The sequence below is a fragment of the Thalassospira sp. genome (genome assembly GCF_048059015.1).
Lineage (GTDB): Bacteria > Pseudomonadota > Alphaproteobacteria > Rhodospirillales > Thalassospiraceae > Thalassospira.
This window is the reverse complement of the sequence record NZ_JBLLNT010000009.1, coordinates 101,061-124,361: the sequence shown is the minus strand read 5'-3', so window position 1 is coordinate 124,361 and position 23,301 is coordinate 101,061. Positions and strand designations below refer to the sequence as shown.

General features: G+C 58.7%; 18 protein-coding genes and 1 pseudogene. 6 read left to right on the top strand and 13 right to left on the bottom strand.

The window, feature by feature from the left end; translation table 11 throughout:
* The 4 genes and pseudogenes from ACMZ66_RS13880 to ACMZ66_RS13865 all read right to left on the bottom strand — a co-directional run.
* Window positions 1-836 (bottom strand): annotated as a pseudogene (locus ACMZ66_RS13880) (crotonase/enoyl-CoA hydratase family protein); the annotation flags it as partial.
* Between the two features lie 2 nt (window positions 837-838).
* The gene (locus ACMZ66_RS13875) at window positions 839-2,272 is read right to left on the bottom strand and encodes an aldehyde dehydrogenase family protein (RefSeq protein ID WP_416937875.1); all 1,434 of its coding nucleotides are present in this window, start codon (window positions 2,270-2,272) and stop codon (window positions 839-841) included.
* An 86-nt stretch (window positions 2,273-2,358) separates the two neighbouring features.
* Window positions 2,359-3,891 (bottom strand): class I adenylate-forming enzyme family protein, encoded by a 1,533-nt coding sequence (locus ACMZ66_RS13870; protein WP_416937873.1) that lies wholly within the window; start codon window positions 3,889-3,891, stop codon window positions 2,359-2,361.
* Window positions 3,892-3,893: 2 nt separating this feature from the next.
* On the bottom strand, window positions 3,894-5,105 hold the full coding sequence (locus ACMZ66_RS13865; protein ID WP_416937871.1) for an aminomethyltransferase family protein: 1,212 nt from the start codon (window positions 5,103-5,105) through the stop codon (window positions 3,894-3,896).
* A 152-nt stretch (window positions 5,106-5,257) separates the two neighbouring features.
* On the opposite strand from ACMZ66_RS13865, the gene ACMZ66_RS13860 reads away from it, so the two are divergent.
* The gene (locus tag ACMZ66_RS13860) at window positions 5,258-6,127 is read left to right on the top strand and encodes a LysR substrate-binding domain-containing protein (protein WP_416937869.1); all 870 of its coding nucleotides are present in this window, start codon (window positions 5,258-5,260) and stop codon (window positions 6,125-6,127) included.
* A gap of 4 nt (window positions 6,128-6,131) precedes the next feature.
* Here ACMZ66_RS13860 and ACMZ66_RS13855 read toward each other — a convergent pair whose 3' ends face one another.
* The 3 genes from ACMZ66_RS13855 to ACMZ66_RS13845 are packed head-to-tail and all read right to left on the bottom strand — an operon-like array spanning window position 6,132 to window position 11,059.
* Complete coding sequence (locus ACMZ66_RS13855) at window positions 6,132-8,237, bottom strand: acetate--CoA ligase family protein (RefSeq protein ID WP_416937867.1); 2,106 nt, start codon at window positions 8,235-8,237, stop codon at window positions 6,132-6,134.
* Window positions 8,234-9,376: an aminomethyltransferase family protein gene (locus ACMZ66_RS13850; RefSeq protein ID WP_416937866.1), complete on the bottom strand. Its 1,143-nt coding sequence runs from the start codon at window positions 9,374-9,376 to the stop codon at window positions 8,234-8,236. The genes ACMZ66_RS13855 and ACMZ66_RS13850 overlap by 4 nt, the downstream gene beginning before the upstream one ends.
* A 33-nt stretch (window positions 9,377-9,409) precedes the next feature.
* Window positions 9,410-11,059: an acyl-CoA dehydrogenase family protein gene (locus ACMZ66_RS13845; RefSeq protein WP_068359296.1), complete on the bottom strand. Its 1,650-nt coding sequence runs from the start codon at window positions 11,057-11,059 to the stop codon at window positions 9,410-9,412.
* A gap of 93 nt (window positions 11,060-11,152) precedes the next feature.
* Between ACMZ66_RS13845 and ACMZ66_RS13840 the strand changes: the two genes are divergently transcribed.
* Complete coding sequence (locus ACMZ66_RS13840; RefSeq protein WP_068359294.1) at window positions 11,153-12,022, top strand: LysR family transcriptional regulator; 870 nt, start codon at window positions 11,153-11,155, stop codon at window positions 12,020-12,022.
* 375 nt (window positions 12,023-12,397) lie between these two features.
* Here the strand turns inward: ACMZ66_RS13840 and ACMZ66_RS13835 are convergent, their stop codons facing one another.
* The 5 genes from ACMZ66_RS13835 to ACMZ66_RS13815 all read right to left on the bottom strand — a co-directional run bounded on the left by ACMZ66_RS13835 (window position 12,398) and on the right by ACMZ66_RS13815 (window position 17,781).
* On the bottom strand, window positions 12,398-13,417 hold the full coding sequence (locus tag ACMZ66_RS13835; protein ID WP_375573243.1) for an IS110 family transposase: 1,020 nt from the start codon (window positions 13,415-13,417) through the stop codon (window positions 12,398-12,400).
* Window positions 13,418-13,861: 444 nt separating this feature from the next.
* Window positions 13,862-14,464 (bottom strand): amino acid synthesis family protein, encoded by a 603-nt coding sequence (locus ACMZ66_RS13830; RefSeq protein ID WP_416937862.1) that lies wholly within the window; start codon window positions 14,462-14,464, stop codon window positions 13,862-13,864.
* A 13-nt stretch (window positions 14,465-14,477) separates the two neighbouring features.
* Complete coding sequence (locus ACMZ66_RS13825; protein ID WP_416937861.1) at window positions 14,478-16,583, bottom strand: CoA transferase; 2,106 nt, start codon at window positions 16,581-16,583, stop codon at window positions 14,478-14,480.
* The gene (locus tag ACMZ66_RS13820) at window positions 16,580-17,380 is read right to left on the bottom strand and encodes an alpha/beta fold hydrolase (RefSeq protein WP_416937859.1); all 801 of its coding nucleotides are present in this window, start codon (window positions 17,378-17,380) and stop codon (window positions 16,580-16,582) included. The genes ACMZ66_RS13825 and ACMZ66_RS13820 overlap by 4 nt, the downstream gene beginning before the upstream one ends.
* Entirely contained in the window at window positions 17,380-17,781 is a 402-nt protein-coding gene (locus tag ACMZ66_RS13815; protein WP_416937857.1) for a RidA family protein, read from the bottom strand. The genes ACMZ66_RS13820 and ACMZ66_RS13815 overlap by 1 nt, the downstream gene beginning before the upstream one ends.
* A gap of 111 nt (window positions 17,782-17,892) precedes the next feature.
* On the opposite strand from ACMZ66_RS13815, the gene ACMZ66_RS13810 reads away from it, so the two are divergent.
* From ACMZ66_RS13810 to ACMZ66_RS13795, 4 genes are read left to right on the top strand one after another with little or no spacing between them, the layout of a single operon-like run.
* Window positions 17,893-19,404, top strand: coding sequence for an aldehyde dehydrogenase (locus ACMZ66_RS13810; RefSeq protein ID WP_416937856.1), 1,512 nt, complete (start codon window positions 17,893-17,895; stop codon window positions 19,402-19,404).
* Window positions 19,405-19,436: 32 nt separating this feature from the next.
* A complete protein-coding gene (locus tag ACMZ66_RS13805; RefSeq protein ID WP_416937854.1) occupies window positions 19,437-20,474 on the top strand; it encodes an LLM class flavin-dependent oxidoreductase in 1,038 nt (345 codons plus the stop codon).
* A 22-nt stretch (window positions 20,475-20,496) separates the two neighbouring features.
* Window positions 20,497-21,300 carry a carnitinyl-CoA dehydratase gene (locus ACMZ66_RS13800; RefSeq protein ID WP_416937853.1) on the top strand — a complete coding sequence of 268 codons (804 nt, stop codon included), beginning with the start codon at window positions 20,497-20,499 and terminating at the stop codon, window positions 21,298-21,300.
* Window positions 21,297-22,247, top strand: a complete 951-nt coding sequence (locus ACMZ66_RS13795) for a 3-hydroxyacyl-CoA dehydrogenase NAD-binding domain-containing protein (protein ID WP_416937851.1) — start codon at window positions 21,297-21,299, stop codon at window positions 22,245-22,247. Before ACMZ66_RS13800 ends, ACMZ66_RS13795 begins: the two co-directional genes overlap by 4 nt.
* On the opposite strand, the gene ACMZ66_RS13790 is transcribed toward ACMZ66_RS13795, so the two are convergent.
* A complete protein-coding gene (locus tag ACMZ66_RS13790; RefSeq protein ID WP_416937849.1) occupies window positions 22,229-23,299 on the bottom strand; it encodes a GlxA family transcriptional regulator in 1,071 nt (356 codons plus the stop codon). The two genes, ACMZ66_RS13795 and ACMZ66_RS13790, sit on opposite strands and share 19 nt — an antisense overlap.
* Window positions 23,300-23,301: the final 2 nt, after the last annotated feature.

Below are 23,301 nucleotides of genomic sequence, written 5' to 3'. Positions count from 1 at the left end.
GGGTTTGTTGCGGGTCCAGTCGAATGTTCCGGCGTCCCGTTCCTGCACCGCTTGTTTCCAGCCAACTTGCTCCACGCGGGCTTTGAAGTTCATGCCTTCGGGTGAATGGCGGGTGATGCCGTCGAACACGGTGGCAAGGCGCTGCGTCTGGTTGATCTTTTCCTCGACTGCAGCGTTGATCACCATTTTCTGCATGGCCAATTGGTTGATCGGCACGGATGCCATCCGGGCGGCCAGCGCTTCGACCTCGGCATCGAGCTGATCGTCAGGCACGGATTTCAGCACCAGCCCCATCTCGGCGGCTTCGACGCCGGTTATCTTGTCACCCGTAAACATCATGCGCTTGGCCTTTTCCGGCCCCAGCCTGTGCACCCACATCGCTGTGGTCGGGCATCCCCAGACACGCGTGGGCATGTAGCCGATCTGTGCGGTGTCCGCCATGATCGTGAGGTCTGCACAAAGCGCGATGTCCGAGCCCCCGCCACGGCGTGCCCATGTACCTTGCAGATCACCGGCTTCATCGCCCGGAACAGCGACATGAAGGCCTGAGTGTTAGCCCACATGAACTGGAAGTCTTGCATTGGGTCCCAGGGCATGTCCTGCACCACCTTGTTGGGGCCGTTGCCCGCCGCGTAGTGGGCCAGATCGTAGCCTGCGCAAAATGCCTTTCCTGCGCCGGATAGGACCATCACGTGGATGTCGCGGTCATGGTCGGCCTCTGCCACTGCCGCCGCCAATTCGGACGGCAGATCATCGTCGATGGCATTCATTACCTCGGGTCGGTTCAGGGTGATCCGCCCGATACGGCCATCTTTCTCGTACAGAACCTTGGACATGCTCACTCCCAATCGCTGACGGCCTTAACTTCAAGAAACTCCTCAAGACCCCAGACACCACCTTCACGGCCATTGCCCGACTGCTTCATGCCGCCAAAGGGCGAGCCCGCACCGCCGAACTTACCGTTCATTTCGACCATACCCGAGCGAAGTTGACGCGCCACTCGGCGGGCACGTGTCTTGTCCGCCGTCTGGACGTAGTTGGTCAGGCCATAGGGCGTATCGTTAGCCAGTGCGATTGCTTCAGCCTCGGAATCAAAGGGCGTGATGCACAGGACCGGCCCGAAGATTTCTTCTTTCCAGATGGTCATATCCGGCGTGACGTCGGCGAAGATCGTGGGGCGCACGAAGTGACCCCGGTTCAACCCGTCGGGGCGACCAAGGCCACCCGCGACCAGTGTGGCGTGCTCATCAAAGCCGCACTTGATCAAGTATTGGATTTTGTTGAATTGCGTTTCAGACACAACCGGCCCGATCTGGCGGCTTTCGATCTCCGCCGGTCCGACCTCTGTTTTCTCGGCCACCTTACGGGCGGTTTCAACAGACTGGTCGTAGATCGCGCGTTCCACCAGCATGCGGGTCGGCGCGTTGCAGGACTGGACCGAGTTGTTGAAGCAATGACGCACACCGCGCGTAACGGCCTTTTCATCGGCATCGGCGAAGATGATGTTAGCCCCCTTGCCGCCCAGTTCCAGACTGACGCGCTTGACGGTATCCGCAGCGGCCTTGCTGATCGCGACACCTGCAGGGGTGGACCCGGTGAAGCTGACCATATCCACATCCGGGTGCGCGGTGAGATACGCGCCAACGCCAGTGCCATCTCCGTTCACAAGATTGAACACACCGGGCGAGAAACCTGCCTCATCAATCATCTCGGTCAGCAGAATGGCGCTGAGCGGCGACAGTTCCGATGGTTTCAGCACCACCGTGCAGCCTGCCGCCAGCGCCGGGGCGACCTTCAGCATCACCTGGTTCATCGGCCAGTTCCACGGGGTGATCAGGGCGCAGACACCGACCGGCTCGTAAAGGATCATGTCGCTGGGCGCGTGGTCTCCCAAAGGACGTTCAAAGTCAAAAGCCTTGGCCGCCCGAATGGTGTTCTTGAGATGCCCGGCCCCGGCACCAACCTGTGCAGTTCTTGCAAGCGCAATAGGTGCGCCCATCTCAACGCTAATGGCCTGTGCCATGTCTTCGGCCCGCGATTTGTAGACCTCCATCAACCGTTCCAGGGCGGCGATCCGGCCCAAAGGGTCTGTTGCCGCCCAGGCCGGGAATGCACTCTTGGCCGCGGCGACGGCCGCGTCAGCATCAGCGACGCCACCTAAAGTGATCGTGGCGATCTTCTCTTCCGTGGACGGGTTCTCAACCGCAATTTCGCGCCCGTCGATCGAGGCGACCCATTGGCCGTTGATATAGTGTCTGGTTGCGTCCTGCATGGCGGTTCCTGTCAGTCAGAGTTCATTGAATTCCCCGGCGACGAAACGGTCGCGGAGAACGAATTTCTGGATCTTTCCCGAGCCGGTCAGGGGAAACTCTCGACCTGCACCCAGACATTCGGGGTTTTCTGAGGAGACATGTTTGCGCGGCAATGAGCGTGCAACGCGGCCTTGTCGAGCGGTCCCGTGCCACGGATGAACGCGCCGATGACCTCGCCCCATTTCGGGTCCGGCAGGCCGACTACGGCGACCTCGGCGACGCCCGCGTGCTCCAACAGGCAGTTCTCGATCTCGGCGGGAAAATGGTTCTCGCCACCCCGTATGATCATTTCCTTGACGCGTCCCGTTACTGTGACGTAGCCGCGCGTATCCATCCGGCCCAGATCGCCGGTGTGCAGCCAACCCATCGCGTCGACAGTCTCGGACGTTGCCTTGGGGTTGTCGTTGTATTCCAGCATGACACAGGGGCCGCGCGCGCAAATCTCTCCGACCTCACCAATGGCAACGGCGAGGTTGTCATTGACGCTGCGGATCGAGACCTCGGTCTGAGCCACCGGCTGGCCAGCCGTGTTGCAGATGTCGTCGATACTGTCCGACAAGTGGTGTTGCGTGATCACCGGACAATGCTCAGTCTGGCCATAGAGCGTCGAAAACCCGGCCCCCATCAGGTTCTGCACCCGGCGCACCAATTCGGGGGCAACCATCGAACCGCCACAGCTGATCAGTTTCAGAGCTGACAGGTCGCGCGGGCGCTTTTCCTGCGCGTCGAGCAGCGCCACCACCATGGTTGGCACCCCAAGGATGATGTCCGCGCCGCTTGCTTCCAACTGATCCAGCACGATGTCCGGGTCAAAAAGGCTGATCAGCACCATCCGGCAGCCCGCCTGAAGGCAGCCAAGCGTGACCATGCCGCAGCCCGAGGTGTGAAACATCGGCATGATGTTGACCCAGGTGGTCGCCTTGGTTGCGCCGCAGCGGGAAGCGTAGAAGCGCGCATTGTTGACCAGCCCGCGATGGCTTAGCACCGCCCCTTTGGGAAAGCCGGTGGTGCCGGACGTGTATTGGATCATCGCGGCGTCGCCCGGGGCGACGTCGGGCAAAGCAGGCGGGCGCGACCCTTCCGCGTAAAGCACGGCGCTTTCCATGTCTGTAACTTCGCGCACCGATGGGATGCTCGCCGCGACCTCAGCCCCGATCCGGCCCATCGGGTTGCCGCGGAACTCCTCGACGAGGAACAAGGCGACCGCGCCGGATTGTTCCAGCACATAGGCCAGTTCGCGTGCCTGAAAGGCCGGGTTTGCCGTCACCAGAACCAGCCCGGACAACGCGCAAGCATATTCCATCAGCACCCAATCTGGGCTGTTGGGCGACCAGACGACAATGCGCTCACCAGGGTCGAAACGGGTGGAGAGCGCCATGGCCAGCCGCTCGGCGTCGGCCAGCAGTCCCGCATAGGTCCAGCGCCGCCCGGTCGATCCGTCCTGCCGGACTTCGACCAGGGCCTCGGTATCCGGGCGCGCCACAGCAACCTCGCGCAGCAATGCGCCGATGGTGATTTCGCGCGTATCCAAATCGGATTGGGCCGGGACGTGCGAAACGCTGAGCGTCAGGTCATACATGGTTATTCCGCCGCTATTGGGCTTGTGGGGATGTCGACAAGCTTGCCGCGTGGGATCAGGCGGTTTGCGTCATACATCGGCAGGGTGCAGAGCTCACCGCTCTGGGTGGACCCATCAGCGCAAAGCACCTTGACCTGCGTGCCCGGACCCTGAGCAGGGTCATCCATGCGCACGATGCAGACACCGCAGCCCTGATAGGGCGAATAGCCCGACGAGCAGACCCGGCCGACTGGTCTGCCATCAATGGTCATTACGCGTCCAAGCTGAGCCACGCCGCCGGTTACCCGCATGCCCCAGGTGCGGCAGGATTTATCGGCGGCCTCCAGCGCCTTGCGGCCAACAAAGTCACGGTCGTCGAACTCGACAAAACCGCCAAGCCCTGCGTCGAACGGCGTCGTCTCCGCTCCGAAATCCGACCCGGCATTGAGCAACCCAGCCTCGATCCGCCGCGCTCGGAACACTGGCGTTCCGGTCAGCAGGATATCGAATGCAGCACCAACCTCCATGATCCTGTCGCCGATGGCCGGGATGTCGGTGTCGGGCAGCATATAGACCTCCCAGCCAAGCTCATTGGTAAAGCCCGAGCGGCTGATCCAGCAGGTCTGCCCCGCGATGGAAACCTCGGCGCAGTCGAAATAGCGGAAAGGATCGGGCATGGGGCCGTCCAGCACAGCGGCCAGCAATTCGAGTGACCGTGGACCCTGAATTTGACTGACCCAGACATTGGGGTCGTGGATTTTCACGTCTAGCCCTTCGGCGTGGGCCTTGTACCAGCTGAATAGGTCGCCGTCGGCCTGCGCCATCCAGAACCTGTCCTGCGACAACCGCAACAGCACCCCGTCGGTGATCATGCCGCCATCGTGATAGCAGGCAAACTGATAGGAACAGCGCCCCGGCTTCACCTTGCTGACACTCCGGGTGAACACCTTGTTCAGCAGGGCCTCAGAATCCGGCCCGCTAATCTCGATTGGCAATTCGCCGGTGTGGCGGAAAATGACATTGGTGCGCACGGCCCAATACATCTCGTCATCCGTGGCCGTGTCCAGCTTTTCTGGCGTCAGGCGCAAGTTATACAGCGTGTATTCGGGATCATATGGCAGTTCCATGTAGCTCAGCGGATGGGCCGGCATGGTGCGGGCCAATTCGCGCGGTCGCGCGCCCTGATTGGGGAGAGCTTTGGCGACGAAGCGGAAGTGGGAAAGGTCAGTTGTCATATTGTTCACCGTTCAGAGTTGTTAGACGCCTGCGGGTGATCTTCGACAAGGACAGATGGGTGCCACGCATTGAGTTAATGATATTGGACCAACTGCGCTCAGCGCAAATCTAATGATTTGCACAAGTCGTTCAAAAAAATTAGACAATATTCATGCGCTTTCGTTCTTATGATGCCCTCAAGACCTTTGATGCCGTTGCCCGCACTCTGTCGATGACCAAGGCGGCGGACGAGATGCATCAATCGAAAGGCTCGATCAGTTACCAGGTGGGCAAGCTCGAAGCCGAGCTTGGGCTTAGACTGTTCGAGCGCGCGCACGCAAAACTGGAGCTAACAGAAGAAGGGCGCAGATTGTGGCATGTGTCCCAAACGGCCCTAAGCCAGATCGACCGTGAAATCGAAGACCTGCGCGGCACGGCCTCGGGTGCCGTGACCGTTGGCGCGCTGACCTACTTCTCTTCACGCTGGCTGTCGCCAAGGCTCACCCGCTTTTTTGAGGCCAATCCCGGTATCAGCCTGCGGATCGAACCGATCAATTCCGTCGACATGATGAGATCGGTCAAAGTCGACATGGCAATCCTCTGGGGAATTGACGGCTGGGTGGGTCACAAGAGCGAACTTCTTCTGTCCCTGCCTGCTGTGCCAACCGCCAGCCGTGCAGTTGCTGAGCAGGTAAGGCAGCTTGGTCTGGCCGAGGCGGTCAGGCAGCTTCCACTTTTGGGCGATAGCTCCGGCGATGCGGGGTGGAGGGCCTGGCACGCAGCAGCAGGGCTGCCTTACGCGCCCAGCCGGTCCAGCTTGACGATCCCGGACTCCAACAGCCGCGTTCAGGCGGTAGTGGATGGCCAGGGCATCGCCCTATGGGATGATCTGGTCGCGCCAGAGGTGGAAGCCGGAACGTTGGTGCCGCTTACCGACACCCAGCTGGAGGGCGCGGGTTACCACGTCGTGTTTCCTGGCAGAGTACTGTCACCCGGTGCGTGCTCGATGCTGAGCTGGCTGAAAGAACAGGTTAGAGGTTGACCGATTACTCCCGTCTGAGTCGGAGCAACGCGTCTACAGCAGTGGCGCGCCCGTCTGAGTCAAGGATGATCGGATTCACGTCGAGCTCCACCAAACTGCTTCTGTGCTGTTCCGCAAATGCAGCGACAGCCTGGATCTGCGTCACAAGCGCGGTTCGCTCGGTATCGGACAGCCTTAGCTTGCCGCTGATCTTCAGGCTGGCAAGCGCGTCCTCGATTTGCGTGTGACCCGCCGGGAGCAGCAACGTGGCATAATCCTTCAGCTCTTCAACCGCCGTCCCGCCGCGACCAATGACCAAAGCATGCCCTAATCCCGGCTTGTAGCTGATGCCGACGATGAATTCGGCACGGGGGGACGCCACCATGCGTTCAATCAGAAAACACTCGGTTGACAGGGCCGGATCGTAGGCTCTGACAGACATCCTGATTGCCTCAATCGCGTCTTTCAGCGCGGGTTTGCTGCCCACGTTCAGATGCACCGCGCCTGCGTGGTTCTTGTGGGCCAGATCGGCGCTGAGAAGCTTGACCGCGAGAGGAAAGCCAAGTGTTTCGGCCTGAGCAATCACATCCTCACTCGACCCCGTCACACCCTTTGGGATCGTCAGCCCGCAACTTGCCAATGCTGCCTTGCCCTCTGCCTCATCAAGTTGGATGACCGACCTGGGCTCGGGTGGGGGAGCAGACAATTCCCGGTTTTCAGGGTCCGCCAGAACCGCGCGGCGCAAGCTGTGGTATTTGCCTGCCGCTGCGATCGCCGCCAATGCGTCGTCTAGACCCTGAAGGCAGATCAGGCCCGCCTCGGTCAGTTGACGGCGCAAATCCGGGGACAACCCATCGGGGAAGACGCTGGCGACCAAGACCGGTTGGGCCATCCGCGTATTCAGGCGGATCAGGCCTTCGAGTGTTGGCCACCACACTTGCGCGACATCCTTCTGACGGGGCCAGTCGATGAAATAGACCAAGAGGTCGACCTCATCGGTCATCAGATGCCCAAGGCCAACATCCGAGGTCTCGGACCGCGCCATGCTGGCCCAAGGCAGGTTCCAGTCAAGCGGGTTCAGGAGCGACACCAGATCGGGCACATCCTCGCGCAAGGCTTGCTGTGCTGCATCGCTTGGCGCGGGAAACTCCAGACCTGCGGCGCGGCCCTTTTCGCCGATCATCGCGGCATAGCCGCCGGAATTTGCGGCAGCAACCACGCGGTTGCCTTTTGGCAGCTTGGGCGAGCCGAGAAGCTTCAGCGTCTCGACCAAGCCCTTGGGCGACCCGGCCTCGACGATGCCGAGGCGGCGAAACAGCGCGCTCCACAGCTCGTTTGCAACCGCGAGGGTGCCCGAATGGCTGCGGGTCAGTTCGGAGCTTTCCTGCGTGCCGCCAGCCTTCAAAGCCACGATCGGAACGCCCTTTAGGGTCGCGCGCAGGGCCGCACGGCTCAGCGCGGCGACATCGACGATCCCTTCTAGATAGAGGCCGATGGCGCGGACCCGCGGATCATCCAGCAGGGCTTCGATGAAATCGGCGACGTTCAGCACCGCCTGATTGCCCATGCTGATGACGTAGCCCAGCGGCAAAGCCTCTTCGACATTGGTGATCGAATAGGCGACATAGCCCGACTGGCTGATCAGAGCGACACCGTCACCACTGACCGGTTCGAACACGTTATCGCCGCCCCAGACCGCTGCGCGATCGAACATGTTCATTAGCCCAAGGCAATTCGGGCCGACAAGTGCAAGATCTCCGGCCGCTTCAATCAGCCGAGCCTGTAACGCGGCCCCGTCCTCTCCCGTTTCGGCAAACTCGCCGACAATGGACACCGCCCCGCCCGCACCCATTGCGTTAAGTTCTGCCACTACGTCAATGGTGCGCTCACGCGATACGGCAATCAGGGTGGCATCCGGCGGTTCGGGCAGGTCGGCAAGGGTGGGCACGCATGGGATGCCTGCCAGTTCCTCGTATTTCGGATGCACCACCCAGATGTCCCCGGCAAAGCCGGATTTTCGGGTGGCGTTGATACAGTCCTCGACCGCCTTGCCACCGACAAAAGCGATGTGGCGCGGTTTCAGGAGCCGTTTCAGGTTTTCGCGGCGAGCGCTGGAGGCAGTGTCTTTCATCCCTTGAACTCCATGATCTCAAGGCCCCGGGGGATGCGTTTGTCAGGGTCAAAGAACGGCAGTGCATGCAGGGTCAGCGGATGTTCAGTCCCGTCTCGGCCCTTCACGGTATACGCATTGGCCGCCATGGCCTCGGGCGTGTCGAAGAGGACATAGCCGATCCCCATGCCCAGGGTTGGCGATGGCTCGAAGGCTTTCACACGGCCGACCACCTGGCCATCCGTCAGGACAGGCGATCCCCATTTGATGTCTCTCGCCTCGGTCATGAAGCCAGAGAACCGATGCTTTCGGTCAGCGCTTAGCAAGGCGTCCCGCCCGACGAAGTCATGATCGAAGTCGACAAACCCGCCCAGCCCCAGATCGAACGGCGTTGTGTCCCACCCCATGTCGGTGCCGTAATTCATGATCCCCGCCTCGATCCGGCGCGGGTTCATGGCATAGGTCGACAGGATCTCCATCCCATGTGGTGCGCCTGCCGCCATCAGGTGAGACCAAAGCGCCATGCCGTCGACATGCGGATCCATGTTGTAGACTTCGAAGCCCAGTTCGGCGGTCCATCCCGTCCGGCTGATCAGGACGGGCTGACCGCCCATGGTGACCTGACGCGCGTGGTAATATTTGAACCCGTCCGGGGCCCCGCCATCGACGCAGGCATCCAGTATCTCAAGGCTGGTCGGCCCTTGTATCTGGATCGCCCAGGCACCCGGATCGCGAATTTCAACGTCATGGCCGGGGCGCAGGGCCTGAAGCCATGTGAACACGTCGCGGTCCGCATGGACATACCAGAACCTGTCGTCCGCCAGCCGGAACACCACGCCATCGCATGCAATGCCGCCGCCATGATGACACATCAAGCCGTACCGCCCCCGGTCTACGGCCATGGTGCTGACAGGCCGCGTGAACACATGGTCAAAGAACGCCGCCGCATCCGGCCCCCGGATTTCCAGCGGGACCTCCGGCACATCGAAAATGCCCGCCTTGGTGCGCAAAACCCGGTATTCATCGACGATTGGCCGTTCAAAGGTGACGGGCGTCAGACGCCCTTCGTGGTCACCATAAGCGGTGGTGATCTCGCGCGTCGCCTTGAACCATGGCGAACGAGCACAGCTAGAGATCATGGGCAATACCATTCCGGCCATATCCATGGCTCCTTTCGGTCTTGGGTGAGTGGATCAGCCCGGCAGGGCGCGGCTGATGATGGCGTCAAGGTCGAGCCCCTTGGGCAGGGTCCCGAACGCCCCGCGATAGCGTGGGGCAAGGCGGCTGGCGCAGAAGGCATCGGCAACGGGGCTGTCGCCGTGGCGGGTCAGCAGCGCCGCTTGCAAGGTCAGGGCCATCATCTCGGTCACCATGCGCATTCGGGCTTCCAGCCCCTCCGGGTCGGCCAGTTCATCGCGCAGATCGTCGATTGCCCGGTCAAGATTGGGATGGTTTCCGCGCGCCTTCTCCAGTTCCGCCATCACGGCGGGGATCGCCTCGGCCTCGCGCCCCATGGCCCGCAGCACGTCGAGCCCCATCACATTGCCCGACCCTTCCCAGATCGAGTTGAGCGGCGCTTCGCGGTAAAGCCGGGGCATGATGCTCTCTTCGACATAGCCCGGGCCGCCATGGCATTCGAGCGCCTCGACCACCAGGCTCGGGCAGCGTTTGGTGTTCCAGTATTTCGCGACTGCCGTGCCAATGCGGGCCAGCGCCGCCTCGGCCGGGTCATCCATGCGGTCCATCGCCTGCGCCACGCGCAGCCCGAGCGCCAGCGCGGCCTCGACCTCAACCGCCATGTCGGCCAGAACATTCTGCATCAGCGGCTGTTGGATCAGGCGTTTCTGAAAGGCCGAGCGGTGCGATGTATGATGCAACGCCTGCACCAAAGCCTGCCGCATGATTCCGGCCGAGGACATGGCACAATACAGCCGGTTGCCAGTGACCATCTCAATGATCGTGCGGATGCCACGGCCTTCCTCGCCGACCATCACACCGTATGTGTCCTGAAACTCCATTTCGGTCGACGCGTTGGAGTGATTGCCCAGTTTGTCTTTCATCCGCTGGATAAACAGAGTGTTGCGCGTGCCATCGGGTCGCCATCGGGGCACGAGGAAGCAGGAAATTCCCATAACTTCGGTATTGGCCAGTACCAGAAATGCATCACACATCGGGGCCGAGCAGAAGAATTTGTGCCCGGTCAGCAGGTAGCCGTCACCGATCGGTCGGGCCACTGTCGAATTGGCGCGCACATCCGACCCGCCCTGTTTCTCGGTCATGAACATGCCGATCATGGCGCCGGTCTTTTCAGCCGCCGGAATGTCGCGCCTGTCATATTGCGTTGACAGAAGGCGCGGCATCCATTCCTCCGCCAAATACGGTGCCATGCGAAGCGACGGCACAACGGAATAGGTCATCGCCATCGGACACATCACGCCGCCCTCGGGCTGGCTGAACATATAGGTTAGAACAGACTGGCCTACATGTCCTGCATTGTCCTCGTTATGCCAGGCGAAATTATGCACCTTATTGGAAATCGCGAGATGCATCAGGTCATGATAAGCGGGATGAAACTCTACCGCGTTGATCCGCATGCCATAGCGATCAAAGGCGCGCAATTCCGGCCCATGTCGGTTGGCTTGGTTCGCTTTCTCAAAGGTCTCATCCAGCCCGGTGAGATGTCCGACATGGGCAAAATGCCCGGCATGACCGGCCCCGCCCATGTGAGATGCCCAGTGTCTCAGCGCACGATCATTCCCCCACAGGTCCTGATCGCCCATGTGGGGCGGCATGTTGATGACTTGGTGGGTCGGCAAATGCGAAATCGGATCGCGTGGTGTCATGATGTCTCTCCCTGCAGTGAGAGTAGATGTCCAAACCGGTCAGCGGCAAACCCAATTTCTTGATCTCTGTGTTCAGCTCAATTAAACAGAATCATGCGATTTCGATCCTTTGACAGCCTCAACATATTTCGCACCGTTGCCGAGCGAATGAGCTTCACGGCGGCAGGGGATGCCTTGAACATGTCCAAGGGCGCGGTGAGCTACCAGATCGCAAAGCTGGAGGACGAATTGGGCGTGCGCCTGTTCGAGCGCCGCCACACTCATATCCGCCTGACGGCGGAAGGCACACGCCTGAAAGACGCAGCGGCACGGCACCTGAGCCATATCGAGACCGTGATGGACGAGATAAGATCAACCGTTGAAGAACCACTGTGCGTGGGCGCCCACAGCTGGTTCATCGCGCGGTGGCTCGGCCCGAGGCTGTCCGACTTCACCCGCGCCAATCCCGACATTTCGCTCAAGGTCGAACCGATCAATACCAGGGCCGATCTGCAGAACCGCGCTCTCGATCTGTCGATCTTCTGGTGCGATCCTTCGGCCGAGGACATGGACGTTGAAGTGCTGTTCAAATCCAACACCAGGCCTTTGGCCAGCCCGGAAACCGCAGCCCGCGTCGAAGCACTTGGCCTTGAAAATGCCGTTCGGGAAATCCCCCTCTTGCCGGATGCATCCGGCATGGCAGCCTGGCGCGACTGGCATGACATCGCGGGACTGACATTCGCGCCGAGAAAGAACGCACTTTCGCTGCCGGACGCCAACAGCCGCCTTCAGGCGGTCATTGCTGGAAATGGATTGGGGATGCAGGATGCGTTTGCAGAGCCAGAGATCGAAAGCGGTCATCTCGTCTGGATCTCGGATCTTGCGCTGACAAACTTCGCTTACTGTATCTCGCTGCCAACAAAGGGGAACATTTCGGCAGCCGCAGAACTCTTCAGAGACTGGATAAGGGCGCAGGACTTTTGAAACCTGAATGAATGCCATGGCTGAGAAAACTCCGAGAGTTTAATCCCTGTCGGACCAGGTATGGCACTACGAAAGCAGTCGTCGGATCACTTTGCAGAAAAACAAACCTCGCGAATGACCTCTGTGGGTGGCTCCTGCATTGCAAGCGTTTTCTGTCGATGTTTGCGTTCATTTTCGTCAGTACTGTCGTCTGTCCGGCCTGTTTGTGTTTTGGCATTGCCTCCACTGGCCCTGATGAATTCCGCGAGCGAGGTTCCAATCGGGTTATCGGCCTCTGAAGAGGGCCGCAGCCATTCCCGGAGTGTCCTTGCTCTTGGTTGACTTAATTCCGCATCATCACTTCAACGTCTTGCATCTCGTAGACAGTCAGCGCGGTTAGAACGCTGGCTGCCGATATTCCTGTTTCTTGGTGAGCATCGCCCAGATGGAACGCGCTGCCTTGTTTGCCATCGCGACTGTTGCCAGCCGGAATGGTTTGTCGGCAATGATCTTGGCTGTCCACAGATCAACCTTCTCTGGCGAACGTTTCGCCATCACGGCGCGAGACGTCATGCCCACGACCAGCAGCTTGCGAATGTAGCGGTCGCCAGCCTTTGTGATCTTGCCCAATCGCTCTTTGCCGCCACTGGATTTGTTGAGCGGAGTCAGCCCCAGCCAAGCCGCTAGATCGCGCCCGGTGCGGAATTGTTTTGCGTCCCCGATCGTCGCGACAATGGCCGATGCCGTTATTGGCCCAATTCCTGGCATGCGCATCAATCTGCGCGCATCAGCATTTAGCAGGGCATGCTGTTCGATCATCTTTGAATAGCCAGAGATACGTTCGTTCAGGCCGATGAATTGGTAGCACTGTATGCCCAGCATCCCGTTCGCGATCTCCGGCATGTCAGGATGATCACCGTCCAAGTGGCGCTTTGCAAAAGCCGTAACTGCTTCGATCCCAATGGGCAGAATGTGTCCGAACTCGCGTAAGAGACTACGGATCATATTTGCCAACTGGGTGCGCTGCCGGACAGCCAAGTCGCGGGTACGATGGATCGATAAAACAGCCTGCTGATCCTCAGTTTTGATCTCAACGAAACGCATGGTCGGGCGCCTGACAGCTTCGCAAATAGCCTCCGCGTCTACTGCATCTGTCTTTCCACGTTTGACATAAGGCTTCACATAGTTTGCTGGCATTAGCCTGACGTCATGACCAAACTTGCGCAACGTGCGACCCCAGTGATGGGCTGATCCACAGGCCTCCATTCCGACCGTACAAGGTGGCAGCGTCTCAAAGAACGCCAAAAGCTTCGCACGCTTGATTGCCTTGTTGAAGATCACGCGCCCACTTTCTGAAATACCGTGAACTTGAAAAACATCCTTGGCCAAATCTAGGCCGACTGTCTTAACTGTCATTGGGTGGCTCCTGTCCTAGCAGTTGATGATAACTGCACTTTGGCACATTCGATGCCGGTGGAGCAGGAGCCACCCACCTCATCCGGTCTGACGACATCCGCCGCGCCCCAACGATATGAGTACTGCAAATGCAAGCAAATGCCGCGTTAGCACTAGCTGCATCTGCATAAGGCGGCTTTGTCCGCGAACTGTAAGTTCAGTAGTTCTCAAACTTCGCTCTTGCAGCGAATGTCGGCTATGCGGGCTGCGATCGCAGCATCGAGATCACATGGCCAAGGTCTGCAAGGGCCGTGAGCGGCAGGTTAGGGGACTTTTAAACGCACAATTGTCTCCCATTGGTACCGCGGCATTTGCGATCTCGAATCTGATAATGGCGCATATGTTAACCGCCTTAATGGCCAGCTTAGAACAGTCCATCAGCGCATGCGGCCCCAAACCTAGGTCCTACACACCTGCAGGGTTCTCGACCTCGCGGCCCATCGCAGCCAGATCAGAATACCGATCCCCGATCCGGTGATGCGGACGCCCGCGCGTGGCGGCACCCAATGCGACAACCAATTCGTCAACAGCAGGAGCGTCGTAGATTGAGAACTGCACCGTCAGATAGTGGGACCGGCGACCGGTATCGTGTTTATCCATCAAGGGGATCTGGATCTGGGTGTTTGCTGGCCCTCGGGTGTTGGTAAATCCAAGATAGCTCTTTGCGCCCACAGCCTCGCGATAGAAATTGCCGAACTGCAAAGTGTGGATTAGGGCTGAAGCGTGTTCTACCTCGCAGCTGGTTCCCGCGATGCAGGCCTTGCCATAGGCTTCGATTGCGTCACCTGATCCGGCAAGTGCGATCAGGCGATCTGTCAGCAGCGATCCCAAAACCGGTGCCATGCGGGTGATCTCGGGGGATAAATCTTCGACAAATCCGCGACCCGCCCATGGGTTAGTTACCACAGCGGCCACCCCGATCATGCGCAAAACAGGGTCTGAGGCGCGGCCACCTTCGGTATGGATGTCTTCGTCGAAAGTGACTATTTTTCGCAGTTCGGGCAGCATATGTGTTCTCCTGTCAGATATGATAGTTGCGGCGTCCAGTGACGGCATGGACCACACCTTCAACCTCGGTTCCGTGATAGATGCCAAAGGCACCGTATTGATTTTCTTGAACGTATCGGCGCAGCAAAGAGCGCTCCGCGTCGTCACTTACCTGTTCAAGAGGCAGAGCGGTCAGATCAAAATATCGCATGCCCGCAGGCGCGTCCCCTGCAACGATCCCGTGATAAATGATGCGTTGGATCTCGTCCTTTGAACTCTGGTAAACGGCGTAAAGATGGTCAAGCTCGGACTTTAGACCAAGGTCACTCAAATGTTGGGACAGCCCCTCAACAGACTTTGTCTTTGGCGGCGCAGCGGGCAGGGATGTTTGACCAGTGGTATTTTGGCACAGCAGCAACTGGTCATTGCGCGCTAAAACGGCGCTCAATAAAACACTACCCGCTGATGCGGCGGCATCGGCCAATGCATCGTCCAGCCCGATCTCGAAATAGCCACCTTTATAGTATCCCAGGGGCGTGCCCTCGGATGTCTCAAATTCCAGCACTTTGCCGATAAGGATCAGATGGTCGCCGGCATCCACCAATCGATGTCGCACGCAGCTGAAGCTTGCCAATGTTCCATCGATCAAGGGGATATCTTGCGCGTCGGTATGCCACTCTGCGAGATCAAACTTATCGACTGATTGTGATGCAAACAGTCCCGAAACCTCCTTTTGGTCATCCGCCAGAATGTTGACCGCAAAGTGATCAGCCTGCGCAAAAGTATCGCAAGACAGCGCCGCTTTGGCGATACAGACCAACAAAAGCGGCGGATCAAGCGAAACCGAGGTGAACGAATTGGCCGTGAACCCGCGCGGTGTGCCGTCCGGCTGGCGCGTCGTGACAACGGTAACTCCTGTGGCAAAGCTACCAAAGGCGTTTCGCAATGCGCGTTTGGCGTCTGGATCCATGTCTTTGGGCGCCGCAAGGGTGTCCAATAAGCTGTCATCCGCACCAAGTGCCGGAGGGGCGGACAGCGGGCCGTGACCATGCGCCCCGAAACGCAAAGGATTGGCGGCGATGGTCCACGGGTCTTGGCCCGCAGCGGCGACCTTGGCCAGCATGCCACGTGCCGCAACATGTGGATCACGTGCAATGTCAGCGATCGTGTTCATCGGCCCAAAAGGCACTTCGCCGCCCAACAGGTTTGTGAGCTCGGCCTTGCTATGAATACTACTCCAACGGGCCACCAAAGCGGTTAGCTCATCAGCATGTGCAGACCGCGCGGCGCGGGTGGCAAAGCGCGGATCCCCGCCCAAGTCAGGCTGGTCCATAAGTACCGCCAAGCGCTGCCAAAACGCATCATCGACAATGCCAAGTGCGATGTGACCGTCCTTGGAAGGGAACAGTCCGAAGGGCGCGAGGAATGGATGGCCGTTGCCTTCGGGTCCGGGCACAACACCTGTTATGTCATGCAAGTAGACCATGCGTTCACAGAGCGAGATCATCGCGTCATACATGGCGACATCGACGAATTGACCCTTGCCTGTCGCCTCGGCCTCGCGCAGGGCGGCCATGATGCCAAACGCCATCATCATGCCTGCGAAAATATCGCCAACGCCGGGGCCGGTTTTAGTTGGTGTGGTGTCATCAGGGCCAGTCATTGCCATCAACCCGCCCATTGCTTGGGCCACGACATCGTAAGACGGCCAATCGCTGTAAGGGCTGGCCCCTGAGCGTGGATCGCCAAAGCCACGGATCGCGGCATAAACCAGTTTGGGATTATCCGCCGAGAGTGTCTCGTATGAAAGGCCCAGACGGTCCATCACACCGGGTCGGAAGTTTTCAACAATTACATCAGCGGTTGCCGCGAGTTTTCGAAAGCTGGCTTTGCCGTCCTCGGATTTCAGATCAAGTTGGACACTCATTTTGCCACGGTTGAGGCTGACAAAATATCCCGCCCAGTCGTGGTTAGGGTCGTCCTCGCGGAAGGGGCCATTGCCGCGGCTGGTATCCCCGCTGCCGCCCTCGATCTTGATCACTTCTGCGCCGTGGTCGGCCAGATGCATTGTGCAATAGGGGCCGGACAACATGCGGCTGAGGTCCAGCACGCGCAAACCTTTGAGGATTTGGGTGCTCACGGTGCACCGTTCAACGTTTCAAGAAACGCGCGTATCGGCGTGTTCACCGCATCAGGATTTTCGGCCAAAGCCATGTGGCGCAGACCTTTCAAAATGACCGCTTTGGCACCCTGAATTTCAGCAGCGATAGCGTGGGTCATTTCAGGGCCATTCCCATAGTCTTCGTCGCCTGTAATGACCAGAGCGGGGCAAGAGATCGCAGGGTCAGGGGCCACAATCTCGTCAATGCCGGTTGCCAGAACACGGTAAATCGTGTGGTAGATCGGCTTTGAATTGGCAGTTACCCAGCCGCGCACAGTCTCCATCATCGCAGGATTAGCGGCGCGGAAAGGTTCGGTAAACCACCTCTCAAGCGCAGCTTCGACGGTGGAGCTTGGCCCCATTTCGCGGGCCTGATCCACCCGTTTCAGGATGGCATCCTGCGCGGCACCACTGCGTTTGTGCGGCGAATGAAGAATGATCAAAACCTGCGCCCTGTCGGGTGTATCTTGCGCAAAGCGGCGCGCGATCATACCGCCCAAAGAAAAGCCACCGATTACAGCGCGATCGATGTTGCAGTGCTCCAGCAAACGGGTCAATTGATTTGAAAACAACGACAGGCTTGGCGTTTCAGGCGGCGCAGCGGAGCGGCCGTGGCCATAAAGATCATAGGTCAATACGCGGTGGCTGTCCGTGAGGGCAGGTGTTGTCCATTGCCAGCATTCTTGGTTCAAACCCAGACCGTGGATTAATACGACAACTGGCGCGTCTACCGGACCCGATAGTTCGTAGTGCGTGCCGTCTGGTGCGACCTTCATCACGTGTCATGTCCCAATGGCTTGTAGGCCATGACCTCTACTTCGACCCGTGCATCGACCAGCAGGTCGCTTACAACGGCGGAGCGTGTTGGCGGCTCAACTGGAAAGTACTCACCGTAGACTTCGTTGAAACCTGGAAAATCGGCGCGGTCGCGCAGCCAGACCATCGCCTTGACCACATCATCACGGGTGCAGCCTGCCTCGGCCAGTGTTGCGGTGATGTCATCCAGCACAGCACGGGTTTGATCCTGTACACTGCCGTCTGTCATGGGCACCCGATCACGCATCGGAATTTGCCCGGTCAGAAAGACAAAATCGCCCGCCCGAATGGCACGTGACAGCGATAGGATCCGCCCGCCAATTTCAAGTGGGCCTCCAATGACTTGCTTTTTGTCGACCATCTTGCGGTCCTCCTTTCACCACACCGTGCCCCGATCCCAAAAAGAGCGTTTCGGATTTTTCGACAAGTGGTGTCGTTTTTTCCCGTGCCCTAAGTGCGAAACCAGCCTTGAATGGGAATCAAATCAGGGAGGGTTTGCGCAATGGGCGACATCAAAAGTTATCAAATGCTGATCAATGGCGATTGGGTGGATGCCTCTGATGGCGGTACGTTTGACAGCGTAAACCCCACCACTGGCGAGATATGGAGCCGTGTGCCAGAGGCGACAGAGGCCGATGTTAACCGCGCCGTGGAAACTGCGCATCATGCCTTTACCGAAGGGCCATGGGCAAAGATGACGCCGACGGAGCGCGGCAAATGCCTGCGCAAGCTGGGCGATTTGCTGGCGGATCAGTCAGAGGGTTTGGGGCGTACGGAATCTCTTGATACCGGCAAGATGCTCAAGGAAACCCGCTGGCAGGCCAAGTACATCGCCGAGTTTTTCCACTTTTTCGCCGGTTGCGCCGACAAGGTCAGTGGCGAGACCCTGCCCATCGACAAGCCCGACATGTTTGTGTTCACCAAGCGTGAACCGCTGGGCGTGGTGGCCGCGGTGGTGCCGTGGAACTCGCAACTGTTTTTGGTGGCGGTCAAACTGGGGCCGGCCTTGGCGGCGGGCAATACCGTGGTGCTCAAGGCGTCGGAACACGCAAGTGCCGCAATGCTGGAATTTGGAAAACTGATTGAAGAAGCAGGCATACCACCGGGTGTTGTGAACATTGTCACGGGGCATGGTGAACCTTGTGGTCGCGCATTGACGGGGCACCCTTTGGTGGCGCGTGTGTCGTTTACCGGCGGGCCAAATGCTGCGCGGCATGTGCTCGAAAACGTGAAACGCAACTTTGCCGAAGTGTCGTTGGAGCTGGGCGGGAAATCCCCGTTCATTGTTTTTGATGATGCCAATATCGAAAGCGCGGTCAACGCCTCGATCGCGGGGATATTCGGGGCGACGGGGCAAAGCTGTGTCGCGGGGTCGCGACTATATCTGCACGAAGATATCGCAGATGAATTTCTGGAGAAGATGACAGCGCTGACCCGCCAGATTGTGATCGGCGATCCGCTGGCGGAGGAAACTCAGATGGGCCCGCTGTGCACGCAAGGCCAGTTGGAGAATATCCAGCGCGAGGTGACCCATGCACAAGAGCAGGGCGCAACAATCCTTGCGGGGGGCAAGCAACCGGATGGCATGGGTGGCTTGTTTTACGAACCCACGATCATTGATTGCCCTCGTCAGGATTTGCGGATCGTGGATACCGAATTGTTTGGGCCTGTTCTGTCGGTGCAGCGTTTCAAGACGGAAGAAGAGGTGCTGGAGCTGGCCAACAATTCCGAACATGGGTTGGCGGCGGGCATCTTTACGCAAAACTCTGCGCGTTCGCTGCGCATGGCCAATGCCGTTCAGGCGGGCATTGTCTGGGTGAACACCTACCGGGTGGTGTCTCCAATTGCGGAATTTGGGGGCGTCAAGGGGTCGGGCTATGGCCGCGAAAGCGGGTTTCAGGCGATCTATGATTACACCCGCCCCAAGACGATCTGGGTGAATACCTCGGATGAACCAATCTCGAACCCGTTTGTGATGCGCTAAGGCGACCCAAGACCCGATGAAGGAGAATTAAGATGAAATTCCAACTGGCTGTGAACATGGAGCGGATCGACGACAGTCTTGATATGCAAGACGTCGCCCGCCATACGCTTGAGATGGTGCAGATTGCCGAAGAGGGCGGGTTTGACATCGTTTGGTCCGCCGAACATCACGCGCTTGAGATGACGATTGCGCCCAATCCCTTTCAATTGCTGACGTGGTGGTCCACCGAAACCAGCAGCATCCGGTTGGGCACTGCGGTGGCGACAGCGGCCTATTGGCATCCGATCAATCTGGCAGGCGAGGCGGCGTTTGTTGATCTGATCAGCGGTGGACGGCTGGAGTTTGGTATTGGATCGGGCGCGTACCAGCGGGAATTTGACCGGATGAAACCGGGGCTGAAACAGTCAGATGCCTGGCGCTATATGCAAGAAATGCTGCCAGCGGTGCGCGCGCTTTGGGGTGGTGATTATGCCCATGAGGGCGAATTCTGGAACTTCCCGACATCGACGTCGGTACCCAAACCGGTGCAGCCGGATGTGCCTGTTTGGGTCTCGGCCCGCTCGCCCATTACATACGACTATGCCATGCGCGAGAAATGTCATGTCAATTGCTGGCCGCTAACCCGTCCTTTTGCCGAAGCCGAGCTTTACATGCAGCAGCTGAACGAGGCGATTGTGAAAGCCGACAATGGCTGGATCCCGCGCTTTGCATTGATGCGCCATGCGTGCCTTTACGACAACGAGGCTGACCGCCAAGAGGGGCTGAAAGCCATCCGCAGGTTGCTCAGCCAATTCGAAAACCTGTTTCGTAACGCGGGCAATGTGGTCAACGGTTTTCCTGCTGCGCTGCCGTTGGACGAATTGGAAGGCCGCGAGCAATATGACCCCGCGATGCTGGAGGAAAACCTGATGTTCGGCTCCCCCGACACGGTCATCCAAAAGTTGAAAAAGTATCAGGCCTTGGGGGTGAACGAGTTCATCTACTACGCCTCGATGGGGCTAAGCCATGATGCGCAAAAACGCTCGCTGCGGATGTTCTGTAAAGAAGTCATGCCAGAATTTAAGTCCTGAATTTGAAGAAGGAGACACCCTTATGTCGACAGGTGTAACGACACATCGCGACGGCCATGTGCTTGAAGTGACGCTGGAACGCGGCAAGGTGAACGCAATAGACGTGTCAACCTCGCAGGCCTTGGCCGCTGCTTTTCAGGAATTGCATGAAGACAAAGACCTGCGCTGCGCTATTCTGACAGGCGGCGGAGACAAGATCTTTTCAGCGGGATGGGACCTTAAGGCGCTGAATGATGGCGAGATGAGCCTTGATAACTGGTGGGAGGCCGATGAATACGGCTTTGGCGGCTTCACCGGATTGACAGAAAACTGGGCGCTGAACAAACCGGTGATTGCCGCCATTAACGGGTTGGCGATTGGCGGAGGGTTCGAAATGGCGATGGGCTGCGATTTGCTGATCGCGGCGGATCATGTGGAATTCGGCCTTCCTGAAATGCCCTTGGGGATTGTGCCGGATGCAGGCGCCTTGCAGCGCCTGCCACGCCGCATCCCACATAACATCGCGATGGAGATGTTTTTGTTAGGGCGTCGTATGTCGGCTACTGAGGCTGCGCATTACGGGCTGGTCAACAAGGTTGTGCCCAAAGAACAGCTGATGGATGCCGCGCGTGAATGGGCGGCGTCGATCGCATGGTCCGCCCCTTTGGCTATGCAAACCGTCAAGGAAGTGCAGCGCGAAATAGAATGTGTGCCGCTGGAACAAGCATTTCACAAAATGCGCACGGACCCGATGCCAGTCTACCGCAAGATGTTGAAATCTGCGGATGCCAAAGAAGGCGTTGCGGCCTTCATGGAAAAACGCGAACCGAATTTCAAAGGTGAATGATGTATCCTGATCCTCACTCCGTGACGCGTGTGACCAGTCTGGGCGCGGGCCCCATTGGCGGCGGTTGGACCGCGCATTTTCTGGCACGTGGCTATGACGTAACCGCATATCTGCATAATGTAGCCGAGACCGACGCTTTCATGTCGATCCTCAAAACTGCTTGGATCAGTCTGACTGAATTGGGATTAGCAGAAGGCGCATCGCTGGACCGGTTGCGCATTGTCACTGATCTGGAACAGGCGCTGAAGGGTGCCGAGTTTGTGCAGGAAAGCGGGCCAGAACGGTTGGAGATCAAACAGGCGCTCTATGCGCAGATGGGAGCGATCCTGCCGCCGTCGGTTGTGATCGGATCGTCGACATCGGGCCTGATGATGAGCGATATTCAGGCCGATTGCCCAACGCCCGAACGCACGGTGATCGGCCACCCGTTCAACCCGCCGTATCTCTTGCCATTGGTCGAGATTGTGGGCGGGAAAAAGACCGCGCCCGAAGCGGTGGCATGGGCCGGTGAATTCTATAAAATCGCGGGCAAAGCGCCGCTGATGATGAAAAAAGAAATCCCCGGTTTCGTGGCCACCCGCCTGCAAGAAGCGCTCTGGCGCGAGGCCCTGCATATGGTGGCGAATGGCGAAGCCACGCCGGAGGACATCGACATCGCGCTGATGAATGGTCCCGCCCCGCGCATGGTGTCCCAAGGGCAATGTATGGCGTTTCACGTGGCCTGCGGCGCGGGCGGCATGGCGACCAATCTGGATCAGTTTGGCCCTGCGTTGAAACTGCCTTGGACCCGTCTGGAAGCCCCCGAATTGACCAAAGAATTGCGCGACCGGATGGTAGAGGGCTGCAATGCTGTTGCGGGGGACCGCCATTTCGAGGACATGGCCGCACAGCGCGATCGCGAAATTGTTGGCGTGTTAAACGCGCTTCGTCAGGCGCGGTCCACCTGATTTTTGTCTTGCTTGCCATTGAGCGTATTGAGAAAATCCGAAAGCGAACCGGGCCAGCTGGGCGCAGGCTCGTTTTCCGGCCAAGCCTCACGATAGTCGGACGGGCGGCGGTCAAAGAACTTGCCGAAGGAATAGGCGAAATGTGACAGGGTGTTGAAGCCCGAGGCGGTCGCGATCTGGCGGATGCTGAGCTGGGTTGAGATCAGCAAAAGCCGCGCATTTTGCAGCCTCCTGAGCAACCCGAATTGCACTACCGTACACCCCACATGTTTTTTGAACTGCCGCTCCAACTGGCGCTGTGACACCTCCAGTAGGCTCGCGATTGCAGGTACGGTCAGCGGTTCTTCGATGTTGTTCTCGATCAATGTCATCGCTTCGCGCACCAGCGGCAACATCGTTTCTGTGCTGCGCCCCATTGTACTTCGTTGCGGCGTTGCGGCATTGCGGATCGGGTGGTGTAACATCTGGTCGGCAATCTCGCCGGAAAAACTGCTGCCCTGAAGCTCCTCAATCAAGCGCAGCATCAGATCCACGCCCGCCAATCCTCCCGCGCAGGTCATCACTTTGCTATCAAGCGTAAACAATCCCTCGCGCACATCGATACGGTCGAACGTCTCGCGGAACCCATTCAGCCATGACCAGTGGATCGTCGCAGGCTTTCCGTCCAACAAACCGGCGCGGGCAACGATGTAGCAACCCAACTCGACCCCGCAGACGCGGGTGCCGGTACGGGCACGTTTGCGCAGCCAAGCTATGAGGAGTTTGTTCGCATAGTGTTCGGTGCCCCAACTGCCTAGAACAAATGCAAACTTGGCGGGTTGCAACGTGTCGTCCGCAGCTTCGACCGTCGTGGTCATTCCGTTGCTAGCGGTAATTTTAGCGCCATCAAAGGAGGCGATTTCCCACGAAAAGATAGGCACAGGCGCGAGATAGTTCGCGATTCGCAACGTCTCGATCATCGTGATCAACGTGGTGATGTTGAACCTTGGCACAACTATAAAGACCACGTGAATTTGCGCAGGTGCCAATTTGGGCGAGATATCGATTTCCACGG